Source organism: Pseudomonas sp. B6002, assembly GCF_013385985.1.
In the GTDB taxonomy this organism is placed as follows: Bacteria; Pseudomonadota; Gammaproteobacteria; order Pseudomonadales; family Pseudomonadaceae; genus Aquipseudomonas.
In genome coordinates, this window is the sequence record NZ_JACAOY010000031.1 from 1 (window position 1) to 16,970 (window position 16,970).

Annotated in this window: 10 protein-coding genes and 1 pseudogene; 7 read left to right on the forward strand and 4 right to left on the reverse strand. The window is 62.7% G+C overall.

Annotated features, from left to right (window positions below; translation table 11 throughout):
- Positions 1-250: 250 nt before the first annotated feature.
- The gene (locus HX792_RS27835; protein ID WP_176999085.1) at positions 251-3,334 is read right to left on the reverse strand and encodes an efflux RND transporter permease subunit; all 3,084 of its coding nucleotides are present in this window, start codon (positions 3,332-3,334) and stop codon (positions 251-253) included.
- Between the two features lie 2 nt (positions 3,335-3,336).
- A complete protein-coding gene (locus HX792_RS27840) occupies positions 3,337-4,443 on the reverse strand; it encodes an efflux RND transporter periplasmic adaptor subunit (protein ID WP_176999086.1) in 1,107 nt (368 codons plus the stop codon).
- Positions 4,444-4,544: 101 nt separating this feature from the next.
- Here HX792_RS27840 and HX792_RS27845 point away from each other — a divergent pair.
- From HX792_RS27845 to HX792_RS27875, 7 genes and pseudogenes are all read left to right on the forward strand, one after another.
- Positions 4,545-5,661 (forward strand): annotated as a pseudogene (locus HX792_RS27845) (MFS transporter).
- A 76-nt stretch (positions 5,662-5,737) separates the two neighbouring features.
- Entirely contained in the window at positions 5,738-6,604 is an 867-nt protein-coding gene (locus tag HX792_RS27850) for a pirin family protein (RefSeq protein ID WP_176999087.1), read from the forward strand.
- 166 nt (positions 6,605-6,770) lie between these two features.
- Positions 6,771-8,216, forward strand: a complete 1,446-nt coding sequence (locus tag HX792_RS27855; RefSeq protein WP_176999088.1) for a mechanosensitive ion channel family protein — start codon at positions 6,771-6,773, stop codon at positions 8,214-8,216.
- Positions 8,217-8,338: 122 nt separating this feature from the next.
- Positions 8,339-9,763, forward strand: coding sequence for an aldehyde dehydrogenase (gene aldA / locus HX792_RS27860; RefSeq protein WP_176999089.1), 1,425 nt, complete (start codon positions 8,339-8,341; stop codon positions 9,761-9,763).
- Positions 9,764-9,839: 76 nt separating this feature from the next.
- Complete coding sequence (locus HX792_RS27865) at positions 9,840-11,150, forward strand: nitrate/nitrite transporter (protein WP_176999090.1); 1,311 nt, start codon at positions 9,840-9,842, stop codon at positions 11,148-11,150.
- A gap of 1 nt (position 11,151) precedes the next feature.
- Positions 11,152-12,369, forward strand: coding sequence for a mandelate racemase/muconate lactonizing enzyme family protein (locus HX792_RS27870; protein WP_017135452.1), 1,218 nt, complete (start codon positions 11,152-11,154; stop codon positions 12,367-12,369).
- Between the two features lie 26 nt (positions 12,370-12,395).
- The gene (locus HX792_RS27875) at positions 12,396-14,009 is read left to right on the forward strand and encodes a GMC family oxidoreductase (RefSeq protein ID WP_176999091.1); all 1,614 of its coding nucleotides are present in this window, start codon (positions 12,396-12,398) and stop codon (positions 14,007-14,009) included.
- Positions 14,010-14,106: 97 nt separating this feature from the next.
- Here the strand turns inward: HX792_RS27875 and HX792_RS27880 are convergent, their stop codons facing one another.
- Both HX792_RS27880 and HX792_RS27885 read right to left on the reverse strand, forming a co-directional pair.
- Complete coding sequence (locus HX792_RS27880; protein ID WP_176999092.1) at positions 14,107-15,501, reverse strand: sodium:solute symporter family protein; 1,395 nt, start codon at positions 15,499-15,501, stop codon at positions 14,107-14,109.
- A 333-nt stretch (positions 15,502-15,834) separates the two neighbouring features.
- Positions 15,835-16,938 carry an alanine racemase gene (locus HX792_RS27885; RefSeq protein ID WP_176999093.1) on the reverse strand — a complete coding sequence of 368 codons (1,104 nt, stop codon included), beginning with the start codon at positions 16,936-16,938 and terminating at the stop codon, positions 15,835-15,837.
- Positions 16,939-16,970 lie beyond the last annotated feature (32 nt).

The following is a 16,970-nucleotide window of genomic DNA, read 5'->3' on the forward strand; positions in this document are numbered from 1 at the left end:
TCCAACGCCTGCGCGTACCAGGTGCCCATCTGCTGGCGATACTCCGCCAGGCTCTGATGGAAGCCATCCAGCTCGTGTTCGATAAACGCTATGTGGGAGTCGTTGGTCATGCGCGACGCCTCCCGATGAGAGAGGCGTGTGAGACAGCTCCGGCAATCAGGGCGCTAACAAGAAAATCCATCTGCAATCCTTCGCACTGTGTGATCAGGCGAAGGACTTTGCAGTGGTTTTCAGGCGATATCTGTAGAGCTTATCCGGCCGTTACGTGCGAGGTTTCAGCAGCATTCGTACGCTTGCGGCCCAGCACCAAACTGCACAGTGCCGGCAGGAACAACAGCGTCAACACCGTGCCCACCAACACCCCACCGATCAGCACATACGCCAGCGACGACCAGAACACCGACAGCGTCAGCGGAATGAACGCCAGCGCCGCCGCCAGCGCGGTCAATATCACTGGCCTTGCACGGCGCACTGTGGCTTCGATGATCGCCTCGCGAATGGCCATGCCGTGTTCCTCGTTCTGGCGGATCTGGTCGGTGAAGATCAGCGTGTTGCGCATCAAAATCCCGCCAATGCCGATCAACCCCAGGATCGCGTTGAAGCCGAACGGCTGGTTGAACAGCAGCAAGGTCGGCACCGCACCGACCAACCCTAGCGGGGCGGTGGCGAAGACCATGAACATCACGCCGAACGAGCGCACCTGGAACATGATCACCGTGAGGGTCAGCAGGATCATGATCGGGAACAGCGCCGCCAGGGCGACGTTGGCCTTGGCGCTTTCTTCCACGGGGCCGCCGATGTCGATCTGGTAGCCGGCCGGCAACTTGGCAATCAGCGGTTGCAGGTCTTTGTAGGCGGCCATTTCCACGTCGGGCGGTTGCACGCCGTCGATGATGTCGGCGCGTACTTCCATCGTGGTCGCGCGGTTGCGACGCTTGAGGATGGGCTCCTCCATCACCGCCTGGAAATGCCCGACCTGGGCCAGCGGCACCGAGGTGCCAGCGCTGTTGGTCAGGGTCATGTTGTTCAGGTTGCCGAGGTTCTCCCGCTGGTTGCCCTGGGCACGGGCAACAACCGAAACAGTGCGGTTACCTTCGCGCACTTCGGTGATCGGGTTGCCACTGAGCAATGCATTGAGCTGCGACTTGACCTCATTGGGCGTGAAACCCAGCAGGCGCAGACGGTCCTGATCCAACACCAGGCGATAACCGCTGGTGCGCTCGCCCCAATCGAGGAAGGCGTCCTTGGTCAGTTTGTTGGCGGCGACGACTTTGCGCACCTCTTCAGACAGACCGCGCAGTACGTCCACGTTCGGTCCGGAGACACGGAACACCACCGGGAACGGCACTGGCGGGCCGAACAGCAGTTGCGTCACGCGCACCCGTGCCGACGGAAATTCACCCGCCGCGATGCGTTCACGCATACGCAGCTTCAAGGCGTCACGGGCATGGGAGTCCGGGGTCTGCACGATCAGCTTGGCAAAGGCCGGGTCCGGCAGCTCGGGGTTCAGCGACAGGAAAAAGCGTGGCGCGCCGCCCCCTACGTAGGCGTCTACCAAGCTGGTTTGCGGTTCTTCCAGCAGGGCTTTTTCCAGCTGCGCGGCCACCGCTTCAGTGCTTTTGAATGCACTGCCCGGCGGCATGTACACCTCCAGGATCAGCTCTGAACGGTCGGAGTTGGGGAAGAACTGCTTCTTCACCACCCCCATGCCCAGCCCGCACAGCACAAACGCGGCCACCACCAGTCCGGTGACCAGCCAACGGCCGCGCACGCAGGCCTCCACCAAACTGCGCAGCTTCTGGTAGTAGCGTCCGGCATAGATCGCGTCGTGGCCACCGGGCACGGGTTTGATCTGTGGCAGCAGTTTCACGCCGAGGTAGGGCGTGAACACCACGGCCACCAGCCAGGACGAAATCAGCGCAAAACCGACGATCCAAAAGATATTGCCGGCATATTCCCCGGCGCCCGAGCGCGCAAAGCCCACGGGCAGGAAGCCGATGATCGTGACCAGCGTACCGGTCAGCATCGGCGCCGCCGTGGAACTCCAGGCAAAGGTCGCGGCATGGATCCGGTCGAAGCCTTCTTCGAGCTTCACCACCATCATCTCGATGGCGATGATCGCGTCGTCCACCAGCAACCCCAGGGAAATGATCAGCGCGCCCAGGGTGATACGGTCGAACTCGCGCCCGGTGAGCAGCATGATCACGAACACCACCGACAAGGTCAGCGGCACCGCTGCGGCCACCACCAAGCCCACGCGAAACCCCAGGGCCAGCAGGCTGATGACCATCACCACGGCCAGGGCGACGAAGAACTTGAGCATGAACTCATTCACCGCCAGGCTGATGTTCTTCGCCTGGTCAGACACCTTGGCGAAGTTCACGCCCAGGGGCAGGTCGGCCTGGATTTTGGCTTCCTGGGCCTTGAGGCTCTTGTCCAGTTCGAGGCCGTTCCAGTGCTTCTCCATGATCACCCCGAGCATCAACGCCGGGTCGCCCTGATGGCGAATGCGGTAGCTGGGCGGGTCCTCATAACCTCGGCTGACGCTGGCCACATCGGCGATGCGCAGCACGCGGCCGTTGACTTCCAGCGGCACGTTTTCAATCAACGCCAGGCTGTCGAAGGCACCGTCGATGCGGATGTAGGCGCGGGCGCCGGCGGTTTCCACGAAGCCCGAAGGCGCCACGGCATTCTGGGCGGCGAGGGCGGCGAAGATCTGGTCGGGCTTGATGCCCAGGGTCGCCAGGCGTTCATAAGAGAACTCGACGAAGATGCGCTGCGCCTGCTCGCCGAGGATATTGACCTTCTTCACCCCCGGCAGGTTGAGGAACCCCTGGCGCAGGTCCTCGGCCATTTGCACCTGTTGCCGATGAGGCAGGTGCTCGGCCTCCAGGGCGTACAGCGCAAAGTAGACGTCGGAATACTCATCGTTGAAGAACGGTCCGATCACGCCCTTTGGCAGTTTCGAGGCTTCATCGCTGAGCTTCTTGCGGGTCTGGTAGAACAGGTCCTGGATCTCGCTGGGCCGGGTGGACTCCTTGTAGGTCATGCGCATCGAGACAAAGCCCGGTTGGGCGATGGTCTCGACGCGGTCGTAGTAATCCAGTTCCTGCAGGCGTTTTTCCAGGCGATCGGCCACTTGCTCCTGCATCTCCTGGGCGGTTGCCCCGGGCCAGGCGGCGGTGATGGTCATGACCTTGACGGTAAACGAGGGGTCTTCAGCGCGCCCCAGCTTGCCGAACGAGAAGATCCCGGCCGCGAGGATCGCGATGATCAGGAACAGCGTGACGGCGCGGTGCTTGACCGCCAGTTCCGAGAGGTTGATGCCGCGCATGCTCAGTGGTCCTGTTTACGGTTGAGGGCCAATTGCTGGGCCGGCAGCAGGCGCACGCTGTCACCGCTGTGCAGCAAGTGCGCGCCGAGGGCGACGATGGTCTGGCCGGGCGTCACGCCGCTGTCGAGCAGGGCGTCTTCCTGGCCGAGGCTGGCGACTTTCACCGGGGCGAAGGTGACCTTGTCGTCCGCGCCGATCAGCCACACGCCGGTGCCTTGTCCCGAATCCTGCAACGCGCCGATGGGCACCCGGGTTTGCTGGGCCTGGCCGTTGCCTTGCAGACGTACGGTGATGGTGGAACCGAGGGCGAAGCGGTCGACGGCGCCGTGCAGCACGTAGCGGGCGCGGTAGGTGCGGGTGGTGGGGTCGGCACTCGCGGACAGCTCGCGCAAGGTGGCGGTGACGGCCTGGTCCGGGGCGCCGAAGGGGAAGGCCAGGGCTTTCTGTGAGGCCTGGTCGCGGCTGTTTTCCGGCAGGTTGACGATGGCTTCACGGGCGCCGTCATGGGCCAGGCGCGCGACGATCTGCCCTTCGGCGACCACTTGGCCACGGTCGACCCGCACGTCGGTGATGATGCCGTCGCCGTCGGCCTTGAGGATGGAATAGGTGCGGCGGTTTTCGATCTGGCTGGCGTCGGATTGTGCGGCTGCCAGTTCGGCTTCGGCCACCCGCAGGTTGGTCGCCGACTGGTCGAAGATCTGCCGCGACACGGCGCCGGTGCTGGCCAGGCGCTGGTAGCGGTTTTCATCGTCGCGGCATTGGCGCAGCTGCGCCTGGGCGGCGTTGACGCGGTTCTTCGCCGAACGCAGGGCCAGCTCGAAGTCGCCGATGTCGAGCACCAGCAAGGCGTCGCCACGGGATACGTGCTGGCCCGGGTCTACCTTGCGTTCGATGACCTTGCCGCTGACCCGGAAGCCCAGGTCGCTTTCCGTGCGCGCCGCCACCACGCCGGTGTAGGCGCTTTGCTGGGTGCCGGCGGCTTCGACATTGGCGGCCAGTACAGGGCGGGGCAGGGGTACTTCGGCGGCGGTGTCAGCCTTGCTGTTGCAGCCGCTGAGGGTGATCAACAGGGCCAGGGGCGTGAGAAGACGCAGGGGGAGAAGGTTCATGACGGGCTCCGGGGGTAACCAGTGGGCAAAAAATTATGGATATAATTTTTTACGCATATTATGGTCGAAATATAAATTAATCCAGCCCCCGGATATTCCCCATGGCAAACGCCCCGGTACCGTCACGCCGCTTGTTGTTTCTACTGGTTGCCCTTACCGCCTTGGGTGAGGTTTCGACCCAATTGATCATTCCCGGCCTCGGCGCTATCGAGCACGCACTGGCGGCGCCAGCGGGCTCGGCGCTGCTGGCGCTGTCGGCCTTTGTGGCGGCCTTCGGTCTTGGGCAATTGCTGTTCGGGCCGCTGTCGGACCGTATTGGCCGTCGCCCGGTTCTGATCGGCGGCCTGGTGCTTTACGTGCTGGCGACCTTGTCGATGCTGTTGGTCCACGACATTCACCAATTCATCGCAGCGCGCGTGTTGCACCATGATCGGCATGCTCTACGCCATTGTGGTGGCACCGATGGTCGGTGGCCTGTTGATCAAGCTGTTCGGTTGGCATGCGCCGATCATCCTGGCGCTGGTGATCGGCAGCGTGGTGTTACTGCTGGCCCTGCTGTTCTTTCGCGAGAGCAACCACTTCCTCGATCCCAAGGCCGGCCACTGGCGCACGCTGGGCGGGCAATACCTGGACCTGCTCAAGGGCCGCCAATACCGCGCATTCGCCGTGGCCCTGGCGTGCACCTATGGCGCCATGTTTGCGGTGATTGCCGGTTCTTCGGCCGTGTTCATCAATCTGCTGGGCTTCAGCAGTCTGGAGTACGGCATCAATTTCGGCCTGATCGTGTCGATGCTCATCGTTGGCTCCACCTATACCCGGCGCAACATCATGCGCCTGGGCCCGCAGCGGATTGTGGCGATCGGTGTGACAATGGTGGCTGTCGGCGGCGTGTCCGCCGTGGCCATTTACGAGCTGTTCGGCTTATCGGTACTTGGCCTGGATGTTCCGATCGCGCTGGTCACCCTTGGCGGTGGCCTGGTGTTGCCGGGCTCGGTCACCGGTGGCGTCATGCCCAATGCGCACCGCGCGGGTCTGGCTGCAGGCTTGATGGGCTTTGCGCAGATGTTCGGCGCTACCTGCAGCGGCGTATTGTTAAGCCAGCTGCGCGATGGCAGTGCCGCGCCGATGATCATCATCCAGGCCTGTTTTGCGGTGACGGCCTTTATCGCGTTTCACCTGCTGCGTCAGCGCCAGGTCAAGGGATTGTCCTATACATAGAACGATCAAGGCCGCTTTTGCCGGCTAGTGCTCACCGGCCAACCGACTTAAGGTGTACTCACTTTGGAGGTACACCATGAAAAAATTGATCGGCATCTACACCAGCCCCCGCGCCCATTGGGTCGGTGACGGCTTCCCGGTGCGCACGCTGTTTTCCTACGACTCGATGGGCAAGCACATCAGCCCATTCCTGCTCCTGGATCACGCCGGCCCGGCCGATTTCACCCCCACCGAACAACGTCGCGGCGTCGGCCAACACCCGCATCGCGGTTTTGAGACCGTGACCATCGTGTATGACGGCGAGGTCGAACACCGCGACTCCACCGGTGCCGGCGGCAAAATCGGCCCTGGCGACGTGCAATGGATGACGGCGGCCAAGGGCATCATCCACGAGGAGTTCCATTCCGAAGACTTCGCCCGTCGCGGCGGCGCCTTGGAGATGGTGCAACTGTGGGTCAACCTGCCCGCCAAGGACAAAATGGCCGACGCCGGTTACCAGACGATTGTCGACGGCGACATCCCTGTGTTGCCCCTGGCTGACGGCGCAGGGCACCTGCGCCTGATCGCCGGTGAGTTTGCCGGTGCCCAGGGCCCGGCGCGCACCTTTACGCCTATCGACGTCTGGGACTTGCGCCTCAACGCCGGCAAACCGGTCACCCTGGACCTGTACGCCGGCCGCAACACCGCGCTGGTGATCCTGCGCGGCACGGTGCTGGTCAACGGCGAAGAAGTCGCACGCCAAGGCCAATTGGCGCTGTTCGAGCGTGATGGTCGCCAGCTCACCCTGGAAGCCAACGACGACGCCAAGGTGCTGCTGCTCAGCGGCGAGCCGATCGACGAGCCCATCGTCGGCCACGGCCCGTTTGTGATGAATACCGAGCAGGAGATCCACCAGGCGTTCGAGGACTTCCACTCGGGCAAATTCGGCCAGATGCACGCCTGACCGCTCACCGCAAAACCCTGTAGGAGCCGGCTTGCCGGCGATAGCATCAGCGCGGTGTAACTCATACACCGAGGCGTCTGCATCGCAGGCAAGCCAGCTCCCACATTTTGTTTCCAGCGTTTTCATTTCATGCGATCTTCTCGGCATGTCCCCTGGAGCCGCCTGGATGCCCTCATTTATCGCTGAACACCCGATGCTGTGCGCCCTGGCGCTGATCTTTATCGACATCGCCGTGTGGCGCCTCATCTCCGTCAACCTCGCCAGCTGGAAGCTCGCCGCACGCCTGGCGATCTTCGCCGTGTACAGCGCCGTGCTGTTCAATGACGGCATGAACCCCATGCAAATGGCGCCCTATGCCGACAACACGGCCTTGCACCTGGCGGCCACGGCCTTGCAGATCGGCTGGTGGCTGTTCGCGGCGCGCACCCTCACGGTGTTGCTCGGCACGATCATGATGCAGCGGGTCGGCCACACCGGGCGGCTGTTGCAGGACCTGATGGGCGCGGTGATCTTCCTGATCGCGATCATTGCCGCCATGGCCTATGTGCTCGACCTGCCGGTCAAGGGTGTGCTCGCCACCTCAGGCGCGGTGGCGATCATCGTCGGCCTGGCCTTGCAAAGCACCCTCAGCGACGTGTTTTCCGGGATCGTCCTCAACACCACCAAGCCTTATCAGATCGATGACTGGATCTCCATCGACGGCACCGAAGGCCGGGTCACCGACATCGACTGGCGCGCCACGCGTCTGCAAACCTCCCAGGGCAGCCTGGCGGTGATCCCCAATTCCCTGGCGGCCAAGGCCAAGATCATCAACTTTTCGCGTCCGGCCGATATGTTCGGTTTGTCGGTCAGCCTGCAAGTCAGCCCTCATGCGCGCCCGCAAATCGTGATCGAGGCGCTGGAGCGGGCGATGCAGGGTTGCCGGCCGCTGCTGGCCAAACCGGCGCCCAGCGTGGCGTTCAAGACCTCTGCCAGTGGCGGCGTCGAATACGAAATCAGTGGTTTCGTGCCGACCATGACCCTCAAGCGCGAGGTGCGCAATCAGCTGTACGACCTGGCGTTCCGGCACCTGCAGGCAGCGGGGGTGGGGCTGTTGTCGGCCACTGAAAGCAGTGCACCGCCGGCCATGTCTGCGGCGCGGGCGTTGCTGGAGCGTTCGTCGATCTTCTCCACCTTGCGCCAGGAAGAAAAAGACACCTTCAGCCAGAACATGACCCTGCACACCTACCGCACCGGCGAGATGATCTTGCCGGCCGGGGAGGTCAGCGATCACTTGTTCATTGTCGAGTCCGGCGTGGTCTCGGTGATGCTGATCAAGGGCGGCCATAAGTTTGAGGCCGGGCGCATGGGGCCGGGGGAGGTGATTGGCGAGGCGGGGATCTTGTCGGACCAGGCCGCGCTGGCGGATTTTTCGGCGAAGACCTTTTGCACCCTGTACCGCATCGAGAAGGAATACTTGAAGCCGTGCCTGGACGCGCGCCACGACATCAGCGAGGCGATGAAGGCGTTGCTCGATTTCCGCGTGCACGCCGCGCAGGCCCTGACCCAGGAGGCGCCGGTGGTGCCGGTGAAGAAGGGCTTCCTGCAGTGGCTGCGCCAACGCGGCTTGTGAGGGCCAAAACCGACTAACCTGCATTTTTCGCACGTTACCCCACGCAATAAATCGTTTGTCCAACGGCTGGCCGATGACAAAACTGCATGTCACTCGGATAACAACAACGTTGGGCGAACCACATGCAACTCGAGCGCAATTTTTTCAACGGTCAATTTGTCGAACCTGCCAGCGACGCGCTGATCGCCGTCTACAACCCGGCCACCGAAACCCTGGTGGGCCACGTCAGCGCGGCCACCGCCGATGAGGCGATTGCCGCCGTCGACGCCGCCGCCATCGCCCAGAAAACCTGGGGCAAGCTCACCAGTATCGAACGCGCCGAACACCTGCGGGCCTTTGCCGATGCTCTGGACGCTTGCGCCGAAGCCATCGGCACGGCCCTGGCCAGCGAGTCGGGCAAGAGCGTCAGCGACGCCAGCAACGAAGCGCGCTACGCCGCCCAGATCACCCGTTACCACGCCGAATGGGCGCGCCGTATCGAAGGCGAGATCATCCCCAGCGATACCCCGGACGAAAACCTGTTCCTGCAACGCGAGCCGATTGGCGTCGTGGCCTGCCTGATTCCGTTCAACTACCCGGTCTACACCCTGCTGCGCAAGATCGCCCCGGCGTTGATCGCGGGCAATACCGTGGTGGTGCGCCCGAGCAACAACACGCCGCTGTCGGCCTTCGAGATTGCCCGCGCGGTGGTCAAGGCCGGCATTCCGGCAGGCGTGATCAATATCCTGACTATGGACCACGGCACCGCTGCCAGCGTCTGCACCCACAAAGCGGTGGGCCTGATTACCCTCACCGGTAGCGTGAATGCCGGGCGCATCGTGCTGGATTACTGCAAGGCCAACATCGCCAAGCCGTCCCTGGAACTGGGCGGCAAGACCCCGGCGATCATCGAAGCCGACGCCGACCTGGAAAAGGCCGCCAGCGCCATCGTCGCCTCCAAGACCACCCACTGCGGCCAGCTCTGCACGGCGGTGGAGCGTGTCTACGTGCACGAGGCTGTCTATGACAGGTTCCTGGACTTGCTGAAAACAAAGATCAGTGCGGTGAAGTTTGGCGATCGCGCAACCGACGCCAGCCTGATGGGCCCGCTGGTCAACGCCAGTTCGCAAAAGAATATCCACGCCATGGTCGAGCGCGCCGTCGCCGCCGGTGCTGTACTGGAAACAGGCGGCGTGCTGCCCGAGGGCCCGGGCCATTTCTACCCGCCGACCCTGCTCAGTGGCTGCCGCCAGGACATGGAAATCATTAGGGAAGAAATCTTCGGCCCGGTGTTGCCGGTGCTCAAGTACCGCGACATCGATGAAGCGCTGGCCATGGCCAACGACCATCAGTTCGGCCTGTCGTCGGTGCTCTACACCGAGAACTACCGCACGGCGATGAAAGTGGCGAATGCCATTGAAGCCGGCGAGTTGTACGTCAATCGCACCCCGGCCGACCCTTACCAAGGGTTCCACGCCGGCTGGAAACGCTCAGGGCTGGGCGGCGATGACGGTAAGCACGGGATGCTTGAATTCACCCAGACCCGCTTGGTGGTCATGAAGTACTGATCCACGAACACCTGCTGCACCTTCAATAAAAACAATTATCAGGGCACCCGCGCATCGGGTGCCTGAGGTCCACACGATGTCCAAGCCTGCACCCGTTGCCCAGGTTTCCGTTGCCGTGTCCGCGGCAAACAGCGACAAAGCCAGTCGCTACGTCCAATTGCTGTTGCTGGTACTGGCCGCCGGGGCGATCTACCCGATCCTCTACCTGCGCCAGGTCTACCAGACCACCATGCTGGAAGTGTTCCACATCAACCACAGCGAGCTGGGCTACCTGTACTCCATGCTGGGCACGATCTTTCTGCTCAGCTACCTGCCCAGCGGCTGGCTGGCCGACCGTTTGCCACCACGTTTCCTGATCTTCTTCTCCCTGGTCGCCACCGGCGCACTGGGCCTGTGGTACGCCAGCGTGCCGTCGATGACCGGCCTGATGATCATCTTCGGCTGCTGGGGTCTGACCACCGGCCTGACGTTCTGGGCCTCGGTGCTCAAGCGCGTGAAGATGATTGCCCACCACACCGAGCAGGGCCGTTTCTTCGGCATCCTCGACGGCGGCCGTGGGTTGGTGGAAGCCTTGCTCGCCACCGTCGCCCTGGGCTTGTTCGCCTACGCCACCGAGACCCGCAGCGAGTCGGCCGCCGAAGGCTTCAAGCATGTGGTGTACATGTACTCGTTCATCTGTATCGCCATCGGCTGCGGCCTGGTGCTGCTCAAGGACCCCAAGTCCCTGGCCGAGACCGCCGCGGTGGAGAAGGGCAAGTTCAACCTGATCGCCGACCTGACCACCCTGGTGAAAATCCCCGAGCTGTGGCTGGTGACCGCCATCGTGTTCTGTGGTTACCACATGTTCTGGGCCACCTACAGCTTCTCCGACTACCTGCAAGGCAGCGGCATGACCGCCGTGATGGCCGGCACCATCACCACCATCAAGCTGTGGATGCGCCCCATCGGCGGCATCGGTGGCGGCTGGCTGGGGGACAAGTTCTCGAACATCGCGGTGCTGATCGTCGCCCTGGCGCTGGTGACCCTGGCGATGGTCGGGCTGATCGTGTTCCCGGCGTTCAACAGCCTGGGCCTGCTGATCGGCACCGTGATCTTCATCGGCCTGATGACCTACGCGATCCGTGGCCTGTACTGGGCGATCCTCGACAGCTGTGACATCCCGCTGCGCATCACCGGGCTGGCCATCGGCATCGTCTCGGTGGTGGGTTATCTGCCCGACACGTTTATCCCGCTGATCAATGGCTACCTGACCGACACCTACCCAGGCAAGGCCGGCTACAACCTGTATTTCGGCTACATCGCCTTCATCGGCGTGCTCGGCACCCTCGCGGCCCTGACCCTGCGCGCCCGTATCAACCGTAAAAAATTCAACCAGACAGGTGCCTGAGATGAAAATCGTCGCCCTTGAAACCCATATCGTTGCCGTTCCACCGCCGCACATCGGCGGCATGTACTGGCTGTTCGTCAAGCTCAAGACCGACTGCGGCATCGAAGGCGTCGGCGAGATCTACGCCGCCACCTTCGGCCCCAAGGCCATGCTGCCGATCATCGAGGACGTGTTCGAGCGCTACCTGCTCAACCATGACCCGCACCACATCGAGCGTTTCTTCCGCCAGGCCTACTCCAGCGGTTTCACCCAGCGCCCGGACCTGACCATGATGGGCGTGGTCAGCGGTCTGGAAATGGCCTGCTGGGACATCATCGGCAAGGCGGCGAACAAGCCGGTCTACGAACTGCTCGGTGGCAAGGTCAACGAGCGCCTGCGCTCCTACACCTACCTGTACCCGGTCAACAGCAAGGGTGAGTACGACTACGACGACCCGGACCTGGCGGCCGAGTGCGCCATCGAGAACATGAACAAGGGCTTCACCGCCGTGAAGTTCGACCCGGCCGGCCCATACACCGCGTACTCCGGTCACCAGATCTCGCTGGAAGTGCTGGAGCGTTGCGAAACCTTCTGCCGCAAGATCCGCGAAGCAGTGGGCGACAAATGCGACCTGCTGTTCGGCACCCACGGGCAGATGGTGCCGTCGTCGGCGATCCGTTTGGCCAAGCGCCTGGAAAAATACGACCCGCTGTGGTTCGAAGAACCGGTGCCGCCAGGCCAGGAAGACGCCATGGCCCAGGTCGCGGCCAAGACCAGCATCCCGATTGCCACCGGTGAGCGCCTGACCACCAAGTACGAATTCTTCAAGCTGCTGCAAGCCGGTGGCGCGTCGATCCTGCAGATGAACGTGGCGCGCTGCGGCGGGCTGCTGGAAGCCAAGAAGATCGCGAGCATGGCCGAGGCCTACTACGCGCAGATCGCCCCGCACCTGTACAACGGGCCGATTGGCGCGGCCGCCAGCTTCCAGTTGGCCACCTGCACGCCGAACTTCCTGATCCAGGAAAGCATCATGACCTGGGGCGGGTTCCATGCCGAAGTCCTCACCAAGCCGCTGCAATGGGAGGACGGCTACATCATCCCGTCCACCGAGCCGGGCCTGGGGGTGGAGCTGAACATGGACGTGGTGCGCAAACACACGCCGTACACCGGCGAGCGCCTGCACCTGCAAATGGCGCCCACACCGGCTGACGTAAAAGACACTTCGCCCGCCAAGGGCTAAAAAAAACGACTACGCGGTAACCGTGAATGACATATGACTACATCATCGCCGGGGCTGGCGCCGCAGGCTGCGTCCTGGCCAACCGGCTGTCCGCCTCGGGCGAACACTCCGTGTTGCTGCTGGAAGCGGGCGGCAAGGACAGCTCCTGGTGGTTCAAGATCCCGGTCGGTTTCGCCAAGATGTATTACAACCCGACCTTCAACTGGATGTACTACAGCCAGCCGCAAAAGCAGCTGGCCGACCGCGCCATCTACGCCCCACGGGGCAAGGTGCAGGGCGGTTCGGGCTCGATCAACGCGATGATCTACGTGCGTGGCCAGGCCCATGACTTCAATGATTGGGCGGCCAACGGCAACGACGGCTGGGGCTTCAAAGACGTACTGCCGTACTTTCGCAAGCTGGAAAACCACCCGCTGGGCGACACCGAATACCACGGCAGCAGCGGCCCCATCAGCATCACGCCGATGAAGGGCCAGACCCATCCAATCTGCGACGTATTCCTCAAGGGCTGCGAGCAACTGGGCTATGCCCACAGCGACGACTTCAACGGCCCGAACTTCGAAGGCGCCGGTCTCTATGACGTCAACACCCGCAACGGCGAGCGCAGTTCCAGCAGCTTTGCGCACCTGCACCCGGCGCTGGGGCGCTCCAACCTGACGGTGGAGTTGCATGCCCTGGTCGACCGCGTGCTGTTCGACGACCAGCAACGGGCCACTGGCATTGCCGTGACCCAGCATGGCGTGAGCCGCACGTTTACCGCGCGCAAGGAAGTGATTCTCTGCGCTGGCGCGGTAGACACGCCGAAGATCCTGCAGTTGTCCGGTGTGGCCGATCAGCAACTGCTGGCCGAGCACAATATTCCGCTGGTCAAGCACCTGCCGGCGGTGGGTGAAAACCTGCAGGACCACCTGTGCGCCAGCTATTACTACAAGGCGAATATCCCGACCTTGAACGATGAGCTCAGCTCGTTGTTCGGCCAGTTCAAGCTGGGCCTCAAATACCTGTTCACCCGCAAGGGCGCACTGGCGATGAGCGTCAACCAGGCCGGTGGTTTCTTTCGCGGCAACGAAGAGCAGAAAGACCCGAATCTGCAGCTGTATTTCAACCCGCTGTCGTACCAGATCCCGAAAAACAACAAGGCCAGCCTCAAGCCCGAGCCGTATTCCGGCTTCCTGCTGTGCTTCAACCCGTGCCGGCCGACCAGCCGGGGCACCATCCGCATCGCCTCGAAAAACCCGCGTGATGCGGCGCTGATCGACCCCAACTACCTGAGCACCCAGAAGGACATCGACGAGGTGATCCAGGGCAGCCGGTTGATGCGCAAGATCATGCAAGCGCCGGCGCTCAAGGGCATCACCGTGGCCGAAGTCTTGCCGGGCGCGGCGGTGCAGACCGACGAAGAAATGCTGCAATACTTCCGCGAGAACAGCGGCTCGATCTACCACCTGTGCGGCTCCTGCGCCATGGGCTCGGACCCGCAGGTGTCGGTGGTGGACAAGCGCTTGAAGGTGCATGGGCTGGAGGGGCTGCGCATCGTCGATGCGTCGATCTTCCCGAACGTGACCTCGGGCAACACCCACGCGGCGGTGTTGATGGTGGCAGAGAAGGGCGCCGACCTGATCCTGCAAGACGCCGGCTAACCCGTCGCCCTGTGGGAGCTGGCTTGCCTGCGATGGGGCCCTCAAATCATGTGTTGATTTTGCGGACGCCATCGCCGACAAGCCGGGCTCCTACAGGTCAGGTGGCTTGTGTGGTCAACGGGGTGGGGCGCTGCATCACATGGCTCAAACTCATGATGATCAACGGCGTCAGCAACGCCACGTAGGCGTTATCAACCCCCCACGGGTTCCCCGCCAGAAACCATCCCACCGTCGCCACCAATGACGCAATGATGCTCAGGAACGCCCCCGTCGCTGTGCCAAACCGTGGTGCATAGAACACCAGCAACACCAGTACTGCCAGGGATGCGCGCAGGGCTTTGCCGAGGAAGGCGATCATCAGCACCTTGTCCGAGGTCAGCGCCAGGGCAATGGGCAGCAAACCCACTGCAATCGTCGCCAGGCGCACGAAGCGCAGGTTCTTCACGTCGCTTTTTTCCGGGTTGAACCACGGTTCGTAAAAGTCGCGCAGCAACAACGTCGCCGAGCCCATGCTCACCGCCGAAATGGTGCCGAACAGCGAACCGGCCAGGCCCGCCACCACCAGGCCTGCGGTCAGTTGATCCATGCTGGCGATCAGGCTGGGAAAGGCTTGCAGCGAATCCACCTGGGGAAACAGCACCGCGCTGCACATCCCAATCAACGCCGCGCCGATACCAAACGGCACCATCAGCACCGCCACGTAGAAACACGCCCGCTGGGCCTTGCCGGCATGGCTTACGGTGTTGACTGCCTGGATCACGTACTGGGTGGAGAAGATCGAACCGATGCCGGCGATCATCCACGCGATGATCTGACCCCAGCCCACAGTGGTCCATTCGAACATGCTGGCCGGCAACTGCGCCTGCAACTGACCGATGCCGCCCACCTGCTTAAGGCCGAACCACAGTGCCAGGCCAACCCCCAGGTACTTGAGCGCCGCGTGTACAAAGTTGGTGTAGATCACCGAACGCATGCCGCCGATGCTCACGTACACCACCGAGACCACGCCGACGATAACGATGGCCAGGGTGCGGTCCACTTGCATCACGCTCGCCAACACCGCGCCTCCGCTGGCGTAGATCGACACGGCGACGATCTCCAGGGCAAAAATGGTGATGATGGACGTGGCAAAGCGCGTGCGCTGGCCGTAGTTGCGCGAGAGCACGCCGGAGATGGTGTTGTCGCCCAACTCCTTGTACTTGCGCGCCAGCAACCAGGCGAACAGCACAAAGCCCAGGGCCAGGGCAAACAGGTTCCACGCGGCCGACAAGCCAACCTTGAACCCGGTCTGCGCGGTACCAATGCTCACCGCCGTGCCGATGAACTCCGAGAGCATCAGGAAGCCAATCAAAAAGGCCGGGAAATGCCCGCCACCGGTGGTGTAGTTAGTGGCACTGCGCGAGTGCCGACGCACGCCGTAGCTGATCAGCGCGAGGCTGAACATGTACAGGCCGGTGATGGACAGGACGATCCAGGAGGAATGGGAGGGCATGGTTATACTCTTTAGGTATTTTTATAGTTGGCGCTAGTTTCACCCCTCTGTTTTGTTGGCGTCTAATATCAAGTGAGTATCAGATGATACCCAACAGGTATGTAGGAGCCAGCTTGCCGGCGATGGGGCCCTCGAATCTTCTGCAGGCCTTGCGGACGCCATCGCCGGCAAGCCGGGCTCCTACAATGCCCGGTGCATCACCTCTCTCTGTGGGAGCTGGCTTGCCTGCGATGGGGCCTTTGAGTCATGCACACGCCTCGTGGACGCCATCGCCGGCAAGCCGGGCTCCTACAGATCCCGGCGTATCGCAACCCATCGATGGGCATGCTGGGTTTACCAGCCGCGCAAGCGTTCCCACACCTCTACGTCACCACTCTCCAACACCGCGTTGTAACTGCCGAACTGCGCCCCTGTGGCACACGCATGGTTCGGCAAAATTCGCAGGCGTGTCCCCAGTGGAAACTGTGCAACCACCTCCACCCCGTGCCCCTGGAACTGCGCCACACCGTGCTCCTGATTGGCACTGCTCAACAGCAACCCATCGATCAGCTCACCGGCCTCGTCACACACTTGGCCATAACCAAAATCGCGCTTCTGCGTTTGCGTGCCACGGTCCCGGCTCATTGCCATCCAGCCGGCGTCGGTGATGATCCAGCCTTTTTCCGGCTGGTGCCCAATCACCGTCGTCAGCACGCTCAGCGCCAACTCATCCGTGCGGCATACGCCGATGTTGTGCATCACCAGGTCGAAAAACGCATACACACCAGCACGCAGTTCGGTGACGCCTTCCAGGCTCACCGCCGACAGCGCAGTCGGCGTGGAGCCCACGCTCACCTGTCCACAACGCATCCCGGCGGCACGAATGCACTCGGCCGCTTCCACGCAGCGGGAGCGCTCCAGTTCGGCGATGGCCTGCAAGGCCTCGGGCGTGTCCAGCCCGTAACTTTCACCCGCATGGGTCAGCACACCCACCAGGCTGTCGCCTAGCACGCGGGCAATCTCCAGCAAGACGGGATCCTGCGGCTTGACCCCGGAGCGATGGCCGTCGCAATCGATCTCGATCATCACCGCAAAGGTTTCGCCCTGTTCGCGGCCGAAATCGACAATCGCCTGGGCCCCGGCGAGGCTGTCGGTGATCAGCGTCAAGGCACAACCGCGACGGCGCAGTGCCAGGGCCTGAGGCAGCTTATGCGGTGCCATCGCCACTGCGTAGAGAATGTCAGGGATGCCCAGATCAAAAAAATACTCGGCTTCCTTGAGGGTCGACACCGTGATGCCTCGGGCGCCCGCCGCGATTTGTGCCGCCACCACCTGGGCGCACTTATGGGTTTTGACATGCGGACGCAGCTGCACGCCCAGGGCGTCGGCCCTTTGCTGCATGCGCCGGAGATTGCGCTGCATTTTCACGGTATCAATCAGTGCGGCAGGGGTGTCCATGGTTGAAGCTCCATGATAGGGGGCAGGGTCGA

Excerpts from the sequence above, each read along its gene's own strand:
- HX792_RS27835 (WP_176999085.1), bottom strand. The coding sequence starts at position 3,334 with ATGCGCGGCATCAACCTCTCGGAACTGGCGGTCAAGCACCGCGCCGTC.
- HX792_RS27840 (WP_176999086.1), bottom strand. The coding sequence starts at position 4,443 with ATGAACCTTCTCCCCCTGCGTCTTCTCACGCCCCTGGCCCTGTTGATC.
- HX792_RS27850 (WP_176999087.1), top strand. The coding sequence starts at position 5,738 with ATGAAAAAATTGATCGGCATCTACACCAGCCCCCGCGCCCATTGGGTC.
- HX792_RS27855 (WP_176999088.1), top strand. The coding sequence starts at position 6,771 with ATGCCCTCATTTATCGCTGAACACCCGATGCTGTGCGCCCTGGCGCTG.
- aldA (WP_176999089.1), top strand. The coding sequence starts at position 8,339 with ATGCAACTCGAGCGCAATTTTTTCAACGGTCAATTTGTCGAACCTGCC.
- HX792_RS27865 (WP_176999090.1), top strand. The coding sequence starts at position 9,840 with ATGTCCAAGCCTGCACCCGTTGCCCAGGTTTCCGTTGCCGTGTCCGCG.
- HX792_RS27870 (WP_017135452.1), top strand. The coding sequence starts at position 11,152 with ATGAAAATCGTCGCCCTTGAAACCCATATCGTTGCCGTTCCACCGCCG.
- HX792_RS27875 (WP_176999091.1), top strand. The coding sequence starts at position 12,396 with ATGACATATGACTACATCATCGCCGGGGCTGGCGCCGCAGGCTGCGTC.
- HX792_RS27880 (WP_176999092.1), bottom strand. The coding sequence starts at position 15,501 with ATGCCCTCCCATTCCTCCTGGATCGTCCTGTCCATCACCGGCCTGTAC.
- HX792_RS27885 (WP_176999093.1), bottom strand. The coding sequence starts at position 16,938 with ATGGACACCCCTGCCGCACTGATTGATACCGTGAAAATGCAGCGCAAT.